A 19,047-nucleotide genomic window follows, 5' to 3' on the forward strand; every position below is an offset into this window, starting at 1 on the left:
CCAAAGATTTTTCCAAACCGGCCTTTATTATGGAGACTTATGTCACAGCCTCTTTTTAATTTCGTATATAACTGTTTCAATAATCAAACTTTTACGTAATTCACAGTACATACTTAAAAACCAGCTACTAATGATACACTAACCAATTATATATCGATTCAGTTAAGCAAATCTTTCTCAAACCAAAGATCACACGCACTATGTTCGGTTTGTGCCATTGGCTTCGACAACTGTTTAAAACCCATATATTGATATAGCCGAACTGCACGATCTAAATTTGCAAAAGTTTCAATATAAAGTTTTTTATATCCGAACTCTTTAGCTTTCTCTTCAGCTAAGGAAATTATTTTTTTACCCAAGCCTAATCCTCGACTTTCAGGTAAAAAGTACACTTTTTGAAGTTCAGCTATTTTATCAGTAAAAGGGCCGATACCTCCACCGCCCAATACACTATTTTTTTTCTCATCTTCAATGACCCAATAAAACGAATTCTTTGATTGCGATGCATAATATTCAGCTAAATAGTTTAATTGTGGATCAAAGTATGCAGAACCGGGTTTTGCATCTCCAAATTCACTTAACGTCTGCTGAATTATATTTTTGATCTTTTGATCATCTTTACTCTCGATTTTCCTAATTCTCATAAATTCTATCCTCCGTAAAAGATGTTGTAACAAGTAAAAAACCTGTTTTTGAAAACTCCCAAATTGCATAATATCACAAAATAATTTTCGCCAAAAAGCTAATTGCTTTATCTAATCCGTTAAAAAAAGCTGGTAAGCATTTCTTTTGTCTTTAGAATTGCCATGCATGTACACAACACCGCTATAGCTAAATCCTATTTTACCAACAATATGTTGCATTCTTTTGTTTGCGGCATGCGTATCAATTCTGATCTGTCTAAATCCAAGCTGGTAAGCAATCGTTAAGATGTTGCTGAAAAAAAAGTCACTCAAATGTTCACCGCTATAATCAGCATCAATTGCAATTCGATGGATGGACACGTATTTTTCTGCCTTTTCTTTATGCGCCCATTTCCCCGCATATATTCTACAATAGTTTGGCTCCTCCTCTTGGAGTAAGGTCGCTACACCAGCTATTGAAGTTCCAACAATAAGAACATACGCATAACCTTTATTGATGTCATCCTCTATCACTTTAAGATCTGGATAACCGCTTTGCCACTGTGGAATATTCTCATCAGCCAGAATTTTTTTTGCTTTTTGAATGATTTCCATAATTTTGCTAACATCATCTTTCACAGCTTTTCTGATAAACTTGATAGTCATTGTACCTTTCCCCTTTTCCTTTAAATTAAAATTACTGCTTGTATTTTTTAAACAAGTACTCTTCCCTGAAATTTCAGTTTACTGTATAGTGATTTCAAAAACATTTTTTTCAATTTGTGTCATTTCTTGAAGGATTTGCAATAGCAGCAAGATCCAACTAAATGCCAGAATAAAGGCAATCAGTTCAAAGGCTGTTAATGAAAAATAGCCGATGGGTTGAAATAGAATCGAATCAATCAGCAAACCGCCCCCGATTGTATAGGAAATAATTCTAAACTCTTTAGTAATAGAAGGCAACAAGAAATGGATAGAAGATATAGTAATAATCAGCAGATAAACTAATAACGTTGCGGAATTTGTATGCAGTTTATGCGATAACCCTGTTCCATTGTTTGCAAAAACACCTACACCTGCCAAAAAAACAGAAAACAGAATAAGCAGACTTTTAAGTGCAGCCAGCCGTCTGTTATTATGAAATTGCTCTTTCAGAGATGCAAAAATAAAGTCCACTAGCGCCAGCAACAATAGCGCTGAAACAACAAGTGTTAGGTTAAACTGCCAACTATTGCTAGCTTGATCAGTACCTAGGAAACTTATGTTATGCTCCCACCATCTTTTATTGCTATTTGTAATCATCGCGGCCAATGCTCCTCCAACGATCACCAAAATTAGAATTTTGAAAATCACAGATGAAGATATATTGATAGCAGCATAAATCATAAGGTAATTGATAACGTTGCTGAACAAAAGAAACATATAAGTAGATGTAAACAAATCAAATGATGAACCTTTGAAAAGAATTTCAATCAACCAAAAAAAGCATAGCAAACTGATTGCTAGTATAGTTGTAAATGATAATAAAATAGTTAAAAAACTACGCCAATATAGTTTCTTCCCAAACCACCCTTGAATGTGTTTTCGATCTTTAAGATAAAAAAAAGCAAAAGACAGTGATCCACTCAACAATCCCAAAATAATCGTCAGACTTGCAATGGATTCATTCCCCGCCAACGAAATTTGATACTCTCTCTGGTAAAAAAAATAAATAAAAAAAACAATTGTAGATAACACAGAGGGCATAAAGAAACGTAGAATCGAAACAGGCCGCCTATTTGCAGCTTGGTTCAGTGGTTGAACTACGACCTGTTTTGCTGCTTTATCTGAAAAAACAACTTCTACTTTATCGCCCTTTTTTAGATTAAGTTTTTCCACAACTTGTATTGGTAAAACAATTTTAGGTTTACTCTGGTTCATAATAGACACCTTTTTCAATATATTCTTCATTTTAAATTTAACAAATTCATAACAACTTATTCTTTACTATACAGTATTACAGATAGGCTGCACAACCGTTAAAATATGTCTAATAAGCAGTTATACTGATTTCTTACCGCAAATGCTATACCATTAGTGCTGCATAGACAAATACAAATAACATAAAATTAATGATGTAAGGAGGAAAAAAATGAAACAAGGTTCCTTATTCGCAGATGATAAAAAGAACAATCAACCGCTTGCCAGCAGAATGCGTCCTAAAACTTTAGAAAATTTCGTTGGGCAGAAACATCTTCTAGGAAAAGGCCAAATTTTACGGGAATTAATCGAACAAGATCAACTAACATCGTTTATTTTCTGGGGACCTCCTGGGGTCGGTAAAACAACGCTCGCTGAAATTATTGCTCATCAATCAAAAGCATATTTTGTACAATTCAGCGCTGTTTCCAGCAGTATTCGTAAAATACGTGAAATTATGAAACAAGCAGATTCAGATCAAGAAATCGGTCAGAAAACAATTGTTTTCATTGACGAAATTCATCGCTTCAACAAGGCTCAACAAGATGTTTTCTTACCTTATGTTGAGCATGGAAGCATCATTCTTATTGGTGCAACTACAGAGAATCCGTCTTTTGAAATCAATTCAGCTTTATTATCAAGATGTAAAGTTTTTGTGCTGAAACCACTAACAAATGACGATATCATCTTACTTTTAAAATATGCACTTAAAAGTCCTGAAGGTTTTGGTAAAAAAACAATTTCAATTTCAGGTAAGGACTTAGAAACTATCGCAGCATTTTCAAATGGTGATGCCAGAATTGCACTTAATACTCTTGAAATGGCTGTTTTAAATAGTACCAAAAAGGATACTAAAATAATCATTGACCCCAACGATTTAAAACAACTAATCAATCGCACTTCCCTCCTATACGATAAAAGAGGTGAAGAGCATTACAACATTATTTCTGCACTGCACAAATCAATGCGCAATAGCGATGTAAATGCAGCAATTTATTGGCTCAGCCGCATGCTTGACAGCGGTGAGGATCCAGTATACATTGCCCGGCGGTTAGTCCGCTTCGCTAGCGAAGACATTGGACTGGCAGATACAAAAGCTTTGAATCTAACAATTGATGTTTTTCAGGCATGCCGTTATTTAGGAATGCCTGAATGTGATGTTCATCTGACAGAAGCGGTTATTTATTTATCACTAGCGCCCAAATCGAACGCTGTTTATAAAGCTCGGCTTAAAGCCAGTAAAGATGTCAAAAATTCTCGTAATGAACCAGTTCCTCTTCAAATTAGAAATGCACCAACCAAATTGATGGATGATTTGGGCTATGGTAATAATTATCAATATGCACATAAGAAAAAGGACAAACTGACAACTATGAAAACAATGCCACCATCACTTGAAGACCATGAATACTATTTTCCCAGTGAACAAGGCAACGAAGATCGTTTCAAAAAACGGCTAGCATATATCAAAAAATGGCACACCGACCATGATGGTATCTAAAAATTATTATCGTATTCGAAAGACATTCCTATTTTCAAACACATCGCTTGCTCAACTCTTCCTGACAAAAAATTTAAGGCATTATCTCAAATTAAAGTAAATTCTTTAATTGAGATAATGCCTTAAATATTTGAAGACCTTAATTTTTTTGTCTGCAGCTATTCCATATTCATCAATCTAACCTGTTTCAGAAACCAATTATTGAAAAAGACAGCATCAATATCAATTCCAACTTGAGCGTTATACGTGCCCTTATCATGCCAACGATGCAAAATATCCGCCACCGTTGCGCCAATAGCCGGTCCTTCAGTTGCAACTTCGATATATTCATTTTGAAGTTTAATAACTTCTGGATGCAATGCATATAAAATTGTGATAACATCATGCATCGGTTTACCGCCTTCATGAACATCTCCATATGCATTAATGATACCATGAAGCATTTTGCCTGCCTCTCCTAATTCAGCAAGTTTATCTGATGATTGTTTACTTATCAAAGCCTTAAGTGTAACATCAAGACCAATCATCGTGATATTTAAACCACTTTCAAAAACAATCTTAGCTGCATCTGGATCAGTAAAAACATTAAATTCAGCTACAGAACTAACATTACCCCCTGAAATAGATCCCCCCATCAAAATCAGCTCATCGATCTTCGAAAGTAATTCGGGATATTTTAAAATAAAATGTGCGATATTGGTATAAGCTCCCGTTGCAATTAACGTTAGTTGCTGCTTACTTTGGTTTAACTCATGGGCAATGGCTTCTGTCGCTGGAAGCTTGCTAACCACACTCTTGGGTTCAGGAAAATCATATCCTGGTAATCCGGTTTCACCATGAATTGCAGCAGCATCTTCAAACTTTTTCTTCAATGGTGCGGACGCGCCTTTTGCAACAGGAATTTGCTTATTGAAAAAATCCACTAACTTTAATGCATTAGTAGTTGTTTTGTCAACACTAACATTCCCAGCTACAGTGGTAATCAATCTAACATCGAGTCCAGGATTATTAAGTGCGACAGCAATAGCTGCTGCATCGTCTATTCCCGGGTCCATATCTAATATAACTGAACGTGGCATAAAAAAAACTCCTTTACTTTTTTTCCTTGATGAAACCTACCATGCAAACAATCCTGCACTAGCTGCTGACAATAACGAAACTAAAACACCAGCCAATAACATTTGCGGAACTCTACTTGAAATGTAGTCAGTTTTTTCTTTTGAAACTAAGCTCTTGAACGCTCCAATAATCATTCCCAAAGTACCAAAATTAGCAAAACTAGTGAGAAAGACCGTTAAGACAACACGTGCATGTTCATTAGCAAAAAGCCCCTTTTGTGCCATAATATTTTTGGTTATTTCACCCATAACAACAAATTCGTTAGTAACCAATTTAGTTCCCATATATTGGGCTATTTGAAAAGCTTGATTGACATCGAATCCTAATAACCATGCAAACGGAAACAAAATGATACCAAAAATATTTTCAAGTGTCAGCCAATTCCAACCTGTCAAACTTAACAATTGATTTATTAATGCAGCCAATGAAACATATGCGATTACAGTTGCGGTTATAATTAAAATCAACTTTCCAGCATTTAAGATCGAATCACCTAGAAATGAAAAGAATGGTTCACGTTTTTGATTTTCATTCTTGCTGACCGAAACAATAATATCCTCATCATCTGAAACTGTTACTGGATTTAAAATCGCAGCAATAGCAATTGAACCCAAAATATTTAATGGTATAGCGGTTAAAACATATTGACCTGGAACCATTTTTATATAAGAACCAATAATTGCCGAAGTAACACAGCTCATTGACATCATTGCCAATGTAAAGTTGCGCCTAGCACTCATTTGCTGTAGCTGTTCCTTTGAAACGGCCAATACTTCTGTATTCCCCAAAAACATCATCTCAACTGAAAAAAAAGCCTCAAACCGTGGCTGGTGGGTAATGAATGACAAACCACGTCCAATCCATTTTACAAGCCATGGGAGTAAACCTATGTACGTTAAAATATCAAACAATGGTACCACTAAAAGAATAGGTAAAAGAGCACTCGTCACAAAATTAGGAGACCCCGTTGTTGGCTTCAACCAGTCAGGCAATGCAAATGCAATTCCTTTATTTGCTACAGCGACTAGCCAATTAAAACCATCAGCAGCTGCACGCACCACTTCGCGACCTACACTGAACTTCATAAAGAACCAGGCTAGAAATATTTCTAAAAATACAACAATCAGAACTGATTTCCATCTAATGGATCTGCGATCATTAGAACATAAGAATGCTATACCTAAGAAAACAAAAAAGCCTAAAATATTCACTATTAAAAACAAAATTTCAATCTCCTCTATAAAAAAATCCTTTTCAGCATCTGCATGTATTAACTAAATCCAACAAGTTTTTTTCGGTCAGTGTTTGAAGAAGCTTAATTAAAATTACCACGCATTTGCATACAACACTACTCTAAGATTACTTCCAAAAAATTTTCCACCACTTTATGCGTTCAGGAGTTTTATATTTCTGCAACTCTCGCAACGCTCTTTTTGAAGGGCCAGCAGGGATCTTCTTATCGTTATTTTGAAGCTTTATTTCAAAACCATCTTCATTTTCAACTTTTTCACTGAAATGCTTTTGCACGCTTGAAACTGATCCTCGTTTTTCCAACAATTGATATAATTCATTTACTTCATCATACTTTTGAACGAGTTCGGTCTGTTGTATTTGTATATCTTTCTGCAGCATTTTGATCTGTTGTACAATATCCGTCCTATTGCTATGTTCTTCACCGCCCATAACTGTCCTCCCTACAATATGATGAGTCCATTATACCATTTCTGTAAGTTTTAAATAAATTTAAACCATCATCCTAAAAGACAAAAGCCGTTCAATCTTTCTTAAAGTATTCTCTATGCTGTTGCCAAGCTGTAATATCCACTATATTGTTAGCATTATAACTTGATCTTGCTCCTACTACTATTTATTAGTTTACTATATGCTTCATCAACGTCCTGAGTGTTTTCCAGTTTCAGTAATTCTGTATACGTTCCATTAAAAATGCAATGTCCCTGATTAAGACCGATTATTTTCGCCCCTTTATTTTTTAATTGCCCTAATTGATGTGTAGTCATGACTACTGTACTTTTTTTAGCAAGTGAACAGATCATTTCCATTATCAAAGTAGCGTTGCTAGGATCGACACCGCTCAAAGGCTCATCAAACAAATAAAGCTTTCGATCTAATAAACATGTCCCATAGGTCAACACTATCCGTCTCTCGCCTCCAGATAGCTGCCCCATTTTAATTGATTCAAGTGGCTTTAACACCGTTGCATAAATTTTGTTCATTAATGCAGTCGGTGCCGCCCCTCCTGCATGATCTATTTTTTGGTACATCTTTAAGGTTTGCCCCACAGTCAGTGTAGTATAAAAAATTGTTTTCTGAAGCTGATACCCAATTTCTTTAACACTGGGAACATCAACTAAAGCATCATATGTATCAGATGAATTCAAACGTGCGAGCGTATCTAGAAGAGTCGTCTTACCAACTCCATTAGGACCAATAATGATGTTTGGAACTTCATCTTGGAACTTAACGTTCAGTCTATCGTAAATCAACCGTTCTTGATATGAAAAAGACAAATTTTTGATCTCCATACAAATTCCCCCTCGAAACCTAGCTCCTGTCTAATATCGGACGAATATCGAATTTAGAAAAGCCTCGCAAACCAATTAAGCAAAAAGCAATTGTGACGATCAGCAATTGCATTAAATTACCAAAATTAATATTTCCCTTTTCAATAAGAATGCTTAAACAATTCGTCAAAGCCAAAATATATTTATAAGGATTCAATAGCGAAATGAGATTGACAAGCCACATTCCACTTGTGAGCGTTGCTAAATAAAAAAGTACAAAGACGCTAAATGTCCCGATTACAGAAAACGACTGTGCTTTAATTCGAAATGTAAAAAGAATACTTAACCCCATGGTAACAGGAATAACGGCTAAAACACCTGCCAACAAACTGTTGAGCAAAATACTAAAATACCAGCTGTGTAATAGAAACATTCCCAAAATAGTAAACAACAACAACTCCGCTAGAATAAAGGCAACTTGCACAATGAAATTTGCAATAAAAATAAGCCATTTAGAACCAACAATAAAGTAAAACTCTTTATAATAGCCAGATTCACGTTGAAAAATGGTAGCAACAATCACTGTATTCAGCAATGCAATAAAAATAATATATGCCCAATATGGCAAAAATATATTTGAAATTTCATCAACTGAGTAACGACTTGCATGAAGTATTTGCTTGAAATTCATATACACGAAATAAAGTGTTGGAAATAGCAAAGTATAAATAAATACAACTTTATTATCAAATGCATCAATTGTGTAAACTCGACAAAGTGTTTTCAACTTCTCCAAAAATCAATCCCTCTTTCATTTTTTAACTTAAAATTATGCTAATTATAACACATTATTTAATTTGATTTTTACATAACTATTTAAAAAATATCGTTTAACCTAAAAATTAATAAACAAATTTTTGTTACTTTATTAAATAAAAAAGCCAAGATAAAAATCAATTTTTGATTTTTATCTTGGCAAAACTATTTCTAATGTTTAAAGACGCTGTTTGATGCATGCAAAACCAAAATACCTAAAATATCAACTCGTTACTTTACCTCATCAACAGCTGTTTGATAAGCATTATCACTATTTGCGGCCTTTTCAGCCGCTTTTGCTTCAATTTTTTCAATCGTTGTTTTATCAGCAGTTCCCGTCTCTTGCAACTTATTATCAGCTTGGAATTTCTTGATACCTTCCTGTGTATCCGTATCAAAATACCCATTAGCTTTGGCTGGTCCATAACCTAAAGCCTTTAAAAGTGTCTGAATCTTTTTAACTTGATCAGAAACATCGCCCTTTTGATAAGTCTTCTTTGTGTTAATTGCCGTTTGATACGCGTAGCTAGGGAAATCTTTCTTAATAGTCGGTTGCAAACCCTTGTGATGAATCCATGATCCATTAGGTGTTAACCATTTTGCGATCGTAACTTTAAGTTCAGTTTTATCATTGAATGGCACAGTATTCTGAACAGTTCCTTTACCATATGATTTTGTACCAATCAACTTAATATTAGCTGACTGATGCAAAGCGCCAGAAAAGATTTCAGCTGCACTGGCACTTCCACCATTGATTAAAACAACTGTTTTTTCTTTTACTTTAAACCCATTATCATATTTTTTACCAGCCTTAAAGACTTCTGGTGATTGATCTCTGGTTTGAACTTGCATAATTGTTTTGCCATCTTTAAGAAACATTGATGACATTGCCAAGGCTTGATCCATCAAGCCACCTGGGTTATCCCGCATATCAATTACAAACGACTTTGCACCTTTTTTGCGCAAAGCTTTGATTTCATTTTTAAATTCCGTCGATGTCTTCTCAGAAAAAGTTGAAACTCGAATATATCCAACATTTTTATGATCACTGTCTAATTTGCCAGTAACAGTTTTGACGGGTATTGTATCTCGTACTAATGTCTTTGTAAAGGTTTCAGAATCCCGCTTAATCGTTAAGGTAACTTTTGTTCCCTTTTTTCCTCTGATATAAGAAACAGCCTTACTCAAGGAAACACCTGACATTGATTTCCCATTAATCTTTTGAATTACATCATTAGCCTTCAAACCAGCCTTTGCGGCAGGTGTTCCATCAATAGGTGATACAATTTGGATTTCATCACCATTTTTCCTAACTTCTGCTCCGATTCCAGTAAAACTGCTAGAAATGGTATCATTTAGAGATTGTGTCTCTGATTTTGACATGTATTCAGAGAACGGGTCTCCTAAGGCATTCACCATACCATTTAATGCACCGTTTTCCAGCTTTTTGCGGCTTACATGACGATAGTAGTTATTGTACAATGTCGAATAAACAGCCTGAATTTTAGCCATTGAGCTGCTAGTCTGCTGTGCAGCTGTCAATTTTTTATCCATGACAAAGAAAACTGAACCGCCACCTATTAATAAGGTCAGCAAACCAACAATTACAACAGTTAATAAACTATATCTTTTTTTTGGTTTCCCAACTTTTTGTTCTTCGGATACTTTATCTTCTCTTTCCTTCTTTTTAAACATCGTCCTTATCCTTCTAACTATTTTTTATTTTTTCTAATTCATTTTTTCCAAATACATCTGCCAAGCTTGATCAAAAATTGTCATGCTTGGCAGGTACTCCCCACTTAATTCTAGGTACTGAGAGATTTTCTCATAATTTTGTGAATGCTTTGGAAAACTTTGATCATAAAATGCATTATTTGCAAACTGTGCAACCTCATCTGTATTATCCGGATTTCTTTCAGTCATTAGATATTGATAAAAACTCTTACGATACATCTACCTCACCTCTTATATACTAATGTTATTATTCCAATGGTATATCAACTTTAAATCGAAAATCATCATTCTTTAAATCTATCTTTTGAGCTTTAACAGTTATTTTCTGCTTATTAGTCATTTTGCTTAAATTCAAAGTTATGGTTTCTTTCTTGCTGTTAATAGTAATCCCATTACCCAAACTATAGTTATTTTTAACATAACTTAAAATGAAAGAAGTAGGTGCATTCAGTGAGCCAATCGCAACAGATTTTGCATACAACCGGATGTTACCATCCTTTGTCACCGTAGGAGTTGTATATAACGAGAAAGAAACATTTTGACCTAAAATTTTAGTTGTCCCCATCAAAATTGCGGCATTACCGACGTAAAATCTGTATTTTATCTTCTGTCCCTTTTGCTGCTGTTTTAAATAATAATTAATTGTTCCATTCAATTGTTTCTTATCCATACTTACATTAACTGAAGTATGATTACTAGAATTGCTTTTTGCAGTGCTGCTGACATCTTTTTGGACGGCGCTTTGTGTCGTTGCCTGTTTAAATATAAAGAGTGTAAACCCTACTAGAAAAGCTGCCAAAACAATGAAAGCCCATTTCCAAACATTTACTTTTTTCCTTTGTTTATCGTTAACCGAACGCTTCATAAATTATCCCCCTTCCTTTAACCATGTCCCCTTATGCTTTATCATCACTTGATACAACTTTGCAGCCATATACTTATACCCTTTTACATTAGGATGAAAATGATCTGCTGGTGACAAATAGTTGTTTTTTTCTTTTTGATTATTTAATATCTTTGATAACTTTTGACCAGAAAAATTGTTATAATCTGTTACCGTGGTTTCTTTCAGATTGCTGCTATGCTCATAATATTGACCTTCTGAAAGTCGTTTTTCAATATTAACAACATAGACATTCTTATTTTTTACTGTTTTTTGCTGTGCAACTAGATTCCATTGGGCTGTATACTTCTGCAGCTGTGTTAAGGCTGGAAAATAAACGTAAAACGGGTTATAGACCGTATATAAAAAAATCGGTGCGTGTGAATTATAGGACCGAACTGTCTGCAGCAATTCATCCAATTTCTGAGAATAGGATTTTTGTGCTGTCGGCATGACACTAGCCAACTGAGTTGATGATAATGAATTGAAATTTTTTTGCAATGTTTGCATTAAATCATTTCCACCAACCGTCATTGTTATCACATTAGCCTTTTTTAGAGCAGCTTGCTGTTTTTTTTGTTGCTGCAGTCTTTCCATAATTTGATCACTTCGATCACCAGCCTTACCATAGTTTTTGGTCACAACCGTAGCATCTAACCGCTTTTCCAGTACTTGCTTGATCAGATAAACATATCCTCCATTTTGGGTGGTATCTCCGACACCTTGGGTGAGCGAATCTCCCAATGCAACCAGATTTACTTTAGGCTTTTTTTGTTTTTTTTCATTTTTAATCTTTTTGGAGGTTTCATTATTAGATACCGGAAGTTTTTTGTTGGCTAATTTATCCAATCCGATATAAAAAAGACCAGTTAATCCAGCAAAAACTGCTACAAGAGTTAAAAGCTTTTTAAAAAATAGCAATTTATCTTCCCCTCTGCTTTGAAATAAGTCAATAAAATAACAATTAATTATACCGAATGAAAATATGATACTTAAAAAATAACTATAAACGATACCAGTATAGCAAATTTTCTTTTTTTATTCATTCGTTTGATCCTTACTTAACCATAATTTAGTGAATAATTGTTTTATAAACTAATTTTACATTATTATTTCTTTTCTGGTAATCTGAGAACCGCTTCAAAAATAAAATAAAACAGTCCTAAACGACCGTTGCTTAAATAAATCGTCAGGACTGTTGTTTTTAATGCTATTTGCGCTGATAAACTTTAAACTGATGATCGTACAAATTTTTTTGATCCTTAATTCCATCAGTCGTTGCAATCAATTCAAATTCTTTATAATCAATCTCGGGCATACTCGTGTCAGCTTTAAAAACAGCCTTGATTTTCGTAACGTACAAGAAATCAACATCATCCACTAGTTTCTCAAACAATGAAGCACCACCAATAACAAATAACAACTCATCTTTATCGCAAGTCAACCTGCGAAGTTCGGAAATCGAATGAACAACTGTTAAACGTTCATCAAAATTGTATTTTTTTTCAAATTCTTTTGATGTTGTTAATACGATGTGATGGCGACGCGGCAGAAAACCTTTAAAGCTTTCAAACGTTTTTCTACCCATTATGATAGTATGATCCAACGTTTTTTCCTTAAAATAAGCTAAATCTGCAGGCAGTTTCCAAGGAAGATGTCCCTCGTATCCAATGTGATGCTTTTCATCTTCAGCCCATATATATGCAAGCACTTACCAACACTTCCTTATCTTTTATTAAGAAGATCAAACTGCTACTGGTGCTTTAATTGCTGGTGCTGGATCATACCCTTCTATCTTTATGTCTTCCATTTCAAAATCAAAGACACTCTTCTTTTTAGGATTGAGCCATATTGTTGGTGCATCTTTCGGTGTACGTGCCAATTGTGTTTTGACTTGCTCTATATGATTATTATAAATATGAGCATCACCTAAAGTATGAACAAATTCTCCTACTCCCAAATTTGTTTCACGCGCGATGAGATGTGTTAACAAAGCGTAACTGGCAATATTAAATGGAACGCCTAAGAAAACATCCGCACTTCTTTGATATAGCTGGCAGCTTAACTTACCGTCAACTACATAGAATTGAAACATAGTATGACAAGGAGGTAATGCACTTTGAGGAACATCTTCTGGATTCCAAGCTGTAACGATCAAACGTCTTGAATCAGGTTTATTTTTTATGTCATCTATCACGTTTTGAATTTGATCAATCACTTGTCCATCACGCGTTTTCCAATGTCTCCACTGTGCGCCATAGACATCACCCAAATCACCGTATTTTTGTGCAAAAATATTATCATTTAATATTTTTTGACAGAATGTTTTCTTTTCGCTTAAATACAAAGCCTTGAATGCTGGATCTTTTAAAGATCTATGTCCAAAATCAGTCATGTCAGGTCCAGTATACTCTGAACTTTCAATCCAGTTCTTAAAAGCCCATTCATCCCAAATGTGATTTTTATGCTGCAATAAAAAGCGAATATTTGTATCTCCACGTAAAAACCACAATAACTCACTCTTTATCAGTCCGAATGCAACCTTTTTAGTTGTTAGTAGCGGAAAACCTTCGCTCAAATCAAAACGCATCTGATAGCCAAACAAGCTATGAGTTCCTGTTCCTGTCCGATCTTCCTTCAAATGTCCCTTTTCCAAAATATTCTTTATCAGCTGCAGATATGGTTGCTCTAAAATTGTCACGGCTATCACTACTCCATTATAGAATTATTGATCATATTGACTTAGATATTCCCAACGTTTCATATTTTCTTCAATTTTCTGATCTATCTTATCTATTTTCATTTGTATCTCAGCTAGTTTTTCATAATCTGAGCCACTAACTTGCATAAGGTCTTCTTGAAAAGATGTTTTATTGCTCTCAAGTTGATCAATTTTTGTTTCAAGTTTGTTAAACTCAATTTTTTCAGCATAGGTTAATTTTGTTTTTTCTTTTTTTGAAATCTCTTTGTCCTTGGCTTCAACCTGAAGCTTGGGTTTCTTAGTTATTTTTTGATTATGCTGTTTTTCTTCTTCTTTAAGGTACTCTGTAAAAACACCTGCATATTTTTTTATTTGAGCATTCCCATTAAAAATAAACAGTTTATTAGCAACCTTATCTAAGAAGTATCGATCATGTGAAACTGTAATAACGGTACCCGAAAAGTTGTCCAAGTAATCTTCAAGCACAGTTAAAGTTCCAATATCTAAATCATTAGTCGGTTCATCAAGCAGCAAAACATTCGGTTGGGACATCAGCAGTTTCAACAAATACAATCTGCGCTTCTCCCCGCCGGACAGTTTTCGAATAAGAACTCCGTGCATCGACCGTGGGAATAAGAATTGTTCTAACAATTGAGTAGTACTTATATGCTGCCCATTCTTATCCACAACATTCTGTCCAACCTCATTAAGATAGCTGATCATACGCTCGTTCTCTGGAATAACTTCTGTTTGTTGCCGATAATAGGCTAGTCGAACAGTTTCCCCAATGTCGATAGTTCCCTGAGTCAAAGGCAGTTCGCCTGCTAGAACATTCAGCAAACTTGATTTTCCAGCACCATTTATGCCAGTTATTCCGATTCTGTCATGTGCTTGGACTAAAAGATTAAATTCTCTGAGTATATGATGATTTTCAATATTCAGTGACCCATTTTTAATTTCGATAACTTTTTTTCCTAAACGTTGTTGCCCCAGCGAAATGTCAATATCATCATCAACTTGCAGTTTATTCAAATTTTTCTTGAGATCGGTGAACTTATTAATCCGTGCTTGCTGCTTTGTAGTTCGAGCTTTAGCTCCAGTCCGCATCCAAGCCAGTTCCTTTTTATAAAGCTGCTGTTGCTTATGCTCCGAGTTAACTTCTTGCTCAACTCTCTCAGCTTTTTGTCTGACAAAGTCCTGATAATTACCCTGATACAAGTATATTTTACCAAATGACAATTCCATAATCGTTGTCGCAACTTGATCCAAAAAATAGCGATCATGTGTCACGATAAGTAATGCGCCCTTGTAGTTTGCCAGATATTTTTCAAGCCATTTAATTGAGTCAAAATCAAGATGATTAGTTGGTTCATCTAATACTAACAGATCTGGGGCTTGGATAAGGACTTGTGCCAAACCTACACGCTTCTTTTGACCTCCAGACAAGTTGCCAATTTTTTGATTCAAATCATCGATGTGCAGCTGTGTTAAAATTGTTTTTACATCACTTTCAGCACTCCATGCATCTTCCTGATTCATTCTGTTTTCCACATCAACATAACGTTGCTGATGTTTTTTATTCTCTGGATCTTGTCCATATGCCATGAGTTCTTCTTCATATTTCCGAATTGTTTGAAAAATTGGTGCTGAACCCTCAAAAACAGCGTTCATGATCGTCGCATCCGGATCTAATTCCGGTATTTGTTTTAAGTAGCTAATACGATATTGGTTAGGTTTAATTATTTTTCCAGCATCAGCTGAATCCAAATCCGCCAAAACATTCAGTAGAGATGTTTTACCAGAACCATTTGTTCCAATTAAACCAATTCGATCATTTTCGTTGATCATAAAATCAATATCTTCAAACAAAGTCTTTTCACCATATGTTTTAGATAAACTCTCAACGCGTAAGGTTTGCATAAATTCACTCTTCCATTTCAAATTGCTTTTTAGCAGCCTTTAACAACACTGCCGTCTGATTCTCAAGCTTTCCCGTTACAACCATGTGCTCAATTTCGGTTAAAACTCTGCCTAATTGCGGTCCTGGCTTAATCCGCAGATTTTTTATCAGGGTTCCACCATTAATCTTCATTTCATGCTTATTTTTTATTGGCAAAGCCGCATAGTTTTCTTTCAGAACAGCATGGTCGATCCCAAAACCTAAAATGGTAGCAACCTCATTTGCAATCTCTAGACGATGAAAGCCACTTTTATAATATATCCATGTATTCATCTTTTGCTGCTCTATCAGGTCAACTACTCCAGTCGCAATTGTAACATTGTCGATTAAATCGTTTGAACTTTTCCAAGCGCGTAGCATTTTTTTGACAGCAGATGAGGAAAAATTACTTAGATAACAAAGCAACGTCCAAGCAGCATCTTCTGAACCAATTTGCAAATTTTCAAAAGTCAACATTTTCTCAAAAATTGCTTTTTTATCTGCGAATAATGGACAATAGCGATATAAATCAGTTACCAAAAAATCCTTTAACGCTGTTTTAGGATTTTTACCTAATAGCAATTTTATCCACTCAACATGGATTCGTTCAACTGCTACATTTTGTAACAAACGAGCGTTGTGACGTATTGCTTCAAGTGTATTTTTTTCGATTGCAAAATCAAGTTGGCTTGCAAAGCGAACAGCACGCATCATTCGCAGAGCGTCTTCATGAAAGCGTTTCTCTGCAATGCCCACTGCACGTATGTTACCTTCTTTCAAATCACGCAGCCCGTTAAATAAGTCAATAATTTCACCATCTGGTCTCATTGCGAGCGCATTTATTGTCAAGTCTCGACGTTTCAGATCTTCCTTGAGTGAGCGCACAAACTCGACATGATCCGGACGGCGAAAATCCTGATATGTCGACTCAGTTCTAAATGTTGTTATTTCATATGCACGACCATGATCAAGAACTGTTACTGTACCATGTTCAATTCCTGTATCCACAGTCTTTTTAAAGATTTTTTTAACTTCTGATGGATAGGCACTCGTTGCAATATCAACATCGTGAATTTTGAATTTCAAAACTGTATCTCGTACACTTCCGCCAACAAAATAGGCTTCAAAACCCGCTTGTTGAATAGCACCTAAAACTTCTTTCGCTTCCTCAAATTCAGCAGGTAAATTGGTAACTATCATAGAATATGTTCAAGACCAACCAGTAATTCATCATAACCCTGAATCTTCTCAACTGCCACTGCAACACCTGACATGAAGGAAACACGGTCAAATGAATCTTGTCGAATAGTCAATGCCTCGCCCTTACTGCCGAATAAAACCTGTTCATGCGCAACATACCCCGGCAAACGAACACTGTGAATATGCATTCCTTCGTAATTAGCACCACGTGCTCCAGCCAGTGTCTCTTTTTCTTCCGGATTTCCTTGTTTCTTCGGAGCACGAACCTCAGCAATCAGCTTGGCAGTGTTAATTGCCGTTCCGCTAGGGGCGTCTAATTTATTGTCATGATGCATTTCAATTATTTCGACATCTGGGAAATATTTAGCTGCCTGTTGTGCAAATTGCATTAAAAGGACTGCTGAAATACCAAAATTAGGAGCAATCAACCCTCCTAATTTTTTCTCCTTTGAAATTTTTTGGAGTTCGACAACTTGATCATCACTCATCCCAGTTGTTCCCACAACAGGTGAGATCCCATGTTCAATGGCAAATTTAACATTAGCATAAACTGATGATGGAGCTGTAAAGTCAACCCATACATCAATATCGCTAGTATTAATGTCCTCAAGTTTATTGTAGACTGGAACATTCAAATCCTTAAACTCGCTTTCTTCGCTAAGATTCTTTTCAGTTGCTCTTGGATCAAACACGCAAGTTAATTCAAAATCATCGTGATCAATTATCATATGTGACGTTGTGTTTCCCATACGCCCCTTAAATCCAGCTACTATAACCTTTACCATTTTATATCATTCCTTTTCTTTTGAGTCTATACCTGTCTATTTTAACAGATTGTTTGTTTTCTTGCACCTCTCCGTAACAAGCTCAGTGGCTTCTATCCACGAATGTAGCCTTGATTATCAAAATATCAATTACTGACGTTAAGCTCAAAACTATGTTATTATTTCTAAGGATCCGCCACAAATTTCAAACAAGCATTGCATCAACAGTTCATAGGTATCATAAATCTGTGTTTTTTGAACACTAAAAATTACACGTTACAAACAAAATTTTCGAATAGAGCGCAATTCTCTGTTTTTATAGCAGACTTGACTACTTCTTAATTGAATAGGAGATGAAAACATGTATCAAACTAAAGATAAGTTACAGGTACGTCTAGTTGATCTTATCATGATTGCGCTAGGATGTGCTTTTTATGCATTTGGACTAGTCAAAGTCAATATTGCCAACAGTTTAGCTGAAGGTGGAATCACTGGGATTACACTTATCGTCAGATTCTGGTTGCACATTGATCCAGCTTATTCCACACTTATCATAAATATTCCATTAATTATCATTGCTTTTCGTTATTTAGGAAAAAATGCACTTATTTACACTATACATGGAACCATTTCATTGTCATTTTTTATTTGGTTGTGGCAACGTGTCCCTGTAAGCATCAATATTAGTCATGATATGTTTATTGCCGGATTGTTGGCTGGTTTCTTCGGAGGTGTTGGTTCTGGAATTATATACCGTTTTGGTGGAACAACAGGCGGAACCGACATTGTTGCTCGAATTTTTGAGAAAAAACAAGGTGTTGCCATGGGAAAAACATTACTATCACTTGATTGCGTTGTACTCGGGCTTTCATTAAGCTATATCAGTATTCGTCAGATGATGTACACTCTCTTAGCTTCTTACGTATTTTCAAGGATCATCAGTTTTACTCAAGAAGGTGCATATGCAGCACGCGGTGTTATTATTTTCAGTAATTCATACCCGGAAATAACCCAGCAAATAATTACTAAATTAGGCCGCGGCGTGAGTCAAATTCAAACAACAGGTGCTTTTTCAAAAGAACAAGGACAAGCTATCTATTGTGTTGTCAGTCCAAGTGAATTAACTTCGCTTAAGCGGATAGTTGAAGCCGTTGATAAACATGCATTTGTATCAATTCTGACTGTAAATGAAGCAATTGGTGAAGGATTTACGTATGCTCAACCTCAAAGATCATTTTTTAAACATCGTTTTTAGTTTTCTGGTTCTAACGCTGCGATTTGTGCAG

The 19,047-nt window shown here is 35.3% G+C and carries 19 protein-coding genes; 2 read left to right on the forward strand and 17 right to left on the reverse strand.

Annotated elements, in window-relative coordinates; genetic code table 11:
• Positions 1–158 precede the first annotated feature (158 nt).
• The 3 genes from FD20_RS02755 to FD20_RS02765 all read right to left on the reverse strand — a co-directional run bounded on the left by FD20_RS02755 (position 159) and on the right by FD20_RS02765 (position 2,543).
• On the reverse strand, positions 159–644 hold the full coding sequence (locus tag FD20_RS02755) for a GNAT family N-acetyltransferase (RefSeq protein ID WP_057736063.1): 486 nt from the start codon (positions 642–644) through the stop codon (positions 159–161).
• A gap of 111 nt (positions 645–755) precedes the next feature.
• Entirely contained in the window at positions 756–1,289 is a 534-nt protein-coding gene (locus FD20_RS02760) for a GNAT family N-acetyltransferase (protein WP_057736064.1), read from the reverse strand.
• A gap of 78 nt (positions 1,290–1,367) precedes the next feature.
• Positions 1,368–2,543 carry an AbrB/MazE/SpoVT family DNA-binding domain-containing protein gene (locus FD20_RS02765; RefSeq protein ID WP_057736065.1) on the reverse strand — a complete coding sequence of 392 codons (1,176 nt, stop codon included), beginning with the start codon at positions 2,541–2,543 and terminating at the stop codon, positions 1,368–1,370.
• A gap of 211 nt (positions 2,544–2,754) precedes the next feature.
• Here FD20_RS02765 and FD20_RS02770 point away from each other — a divergent pair, with 211 nt between their 5' ends.
• Positions 2,755–4,083 carry a replication-associated recombination protein A gene (locus FD20_RS02770; RefSeq protein ID WP_057736066.1) on the forward strand — a complete coding sequence of 443 codons (1,329 nt, stop codon included), beginning with the start codon at positions 2,755–2,757 and terminating at the stop codon, positions 4,081–4,083.
• A gap of 158 nt (positions 4,084–4,241) precedes the next feature.
• Here FD20_RS02770 and rihC read toward each other — a convergent pair whose 3' ends face one another.
• From rihC to dapB, 14 genes are all read right to left on the reverse strand, one after another.
• Positions 4,242–5,162: a ribonucleoside hydrolase RihC gene (rihC, locus tag FD20_RS02775; RefSeq protein WP_057736067.1), complete on the reverse strand. Its 921-nt coding sequence runs from the start codon at positions 5,160–5,162 to the stop codon at positions 4,242–4,244.
• Positions 5,163–5,198: 36 nt separating this feature from the next.
• Positions 5,199–6,425 (reverse strand): NupC/NupG family nucleoside CNT transporter, encoded by a 1,227-nt coding sequence (locus FD20_RS02780; RefSeq protein WP_057736068.1) that lies wholly within the window; start codon positions 6,423–6,425, stop codon positions 5,199–5,201.
• Positions 6,426–6,561: 136 nt separating this feature from the next.
• Positions 6,562–6,885 carry a hypothetical protein gene (locus FD20_RS02785; RefSeq protein ID WP_057736069.1) on the reverse strand — a complete coding sequence of 108 codons (324 nt, stop codon included), beginning with the start codon at positions 6,883–6,885 and terminating at the stop codon, positions 6,562–6,564.
• A gap of 155 nt (positions 6,886–7,040) precedes the next feature.
• Positions 7,041–7,745, reverse strand: coding sequence for an AAA family ATPase (locus tag FD20_RS02790; RefSeq protein WP_057736070.1), 705 nt, complete (start codon positions 7,743–7,745; stop codon positions 7,041–7,043).
• 19 nt (positions 7,746–7,764) lie between these two features.
• Positions 7,765–8,520, reverse strand: a complete 756-nt coding sequence (locus FD20_RS02795) for a hypothetical protein (protein WP_057736071.1) — start codon at positions 8,518–8,520, stop codon at positions 7,765–7,767.
• A 251-nt stretch (positions 8,521–8,771) separates the two neighbouring features.
• A complete protein-coding gene (locus FD20_RS02800) occupies positions 8,772–10,235 on the reverse strand; it encodes a S41 family peptidase (RefSeq protein ID WP_057736072.1) in 1,464 nt (487 codons plus the stop codon).
• A 33-nt stretch (positions 10,236–10,268) separates the two neighbouring features.
• Positions 10,269–10,493, reverse strand: coding sequence for a YozE family protein (locus FD20_RS02805; protein WP_057736073.1), 225 nt, complete (start codon positions 10,491–10,493; stop codon positions 10,269–10,271).
• Between the two features lie 28 nt (positions 10,494–10,521).
• The gene (locus FD20_RS02810) at positions 10,522–11,139 is read right to left on the reverse strand and encodes a YpmS family protein (protein ID WP_057736074.1); all 618 of its coding nucleotides are present in this window, start codon (positions 11,137–11,139) and stop codon (positions 10,522–10,524) included.
• A gap of 3 nt (positions 11,140–11,142) precedes the next feature.
• Positions 11,143–12,078, reverse strand: coding sequence for a GDSL-type esterase/lipase family protein (locus FD20_RS02815; protein WP_057736075.1), 936 nt, complete (start codon positions 12,076–12,078; stop codon positions 11,143–11,145).
• A 289-nt stretch (positions 12,079–12,367) separates the two neighbouring features.
• Positions 12,368–12,868 (reverse strand): dihydrofolate reductase, encoded by a 501-nt coding sequence (locus FD20_RS02820; protein WP_057736076.1) that lies wholly within the window; start codon positions 12,866–12,868, stop codon positions 12,368–12,370.
• A 33-nt stretch (positions 12,869–12,901) separates the two neighbouring features.
• On the reverse strand, positions 12,902–13,858 hold the full coding sequence (locus tag FD20_RS02825) for a thymidylate synthase (RefSeq protein WP_057736077.1): 957 nt from the start codon (positions 13,856–13,858) through the stop codon (positions 12,902–12,904).
• 24 nt (positions 13,859–13,882) lie between these two features.
• Positions 13,883–15,778, reverse strand: a complete 1,896-nt coding sequence (locus FD20_RS02830) for an ABC-F family ATP-binding cassette domain-containing protein (protein WP_057736078.1) — start codon at positions 15,776–15,778, stop codon at positions 13,883–13,885.
• Between the two features lie 4 nt (positions 15,779–15,782).
• On the reverse strand, positions 15,783–16,997 hold the full coding sequence (locus FD20_RS02835; RefSeq protein WP_057736079.1) for a CCA tRNA nucleotidyltransferase: 1,215 nt from the start codon (positions 16,995–16,997) through the stop codon (positions 15,783–15,785).
• Complete coding sequence (gene dapB / locus FD20_RS02840) at positions 16,994–17,782, reverse strand: 4-hydroxy-tetrahydrodipicolinate reductase (RefSeq protein WP_057736080.1); 789 nt, start codon at positions 17,780–17,782, stop codon at positions 16,994–16,996. The genes FD20_RS02835 and dapB overlap by 4 nt, the downstream gene beginning before the upstream one ends.
• A 340-nt stretch (positions 17,783–18,122) precedes the next feature.
• On the opposite strand from dapB, the gene FD20_RS02845 reads away from it, so the two are divergent.
• Positions 18,123–19,016: a YitT family protein gene (locus FD20_RS02845; RefSeq protein ID WP_057736081.1), complete on the forward strand. Its 894-nt coding sequence runs from the start codon at positions 18,123–18,125 to the stop codon at positions 19,014–19,016.
• Positions 19,017–19,047 lie beyond the last annotated feature (31 nt).

It is taken from the genome of Liquorilactobacillus uvarum DSM 19971 (assembly GCF_001434935.1).
In the GTDB taxonomy this organism is placed as follows: domain Bacteria; phylum Bacillota; class Bacilli; order Lactobacillales; family Lactobacillaceae; genus Liquorilactobacillus; species Liquorilactobacillus uvarum.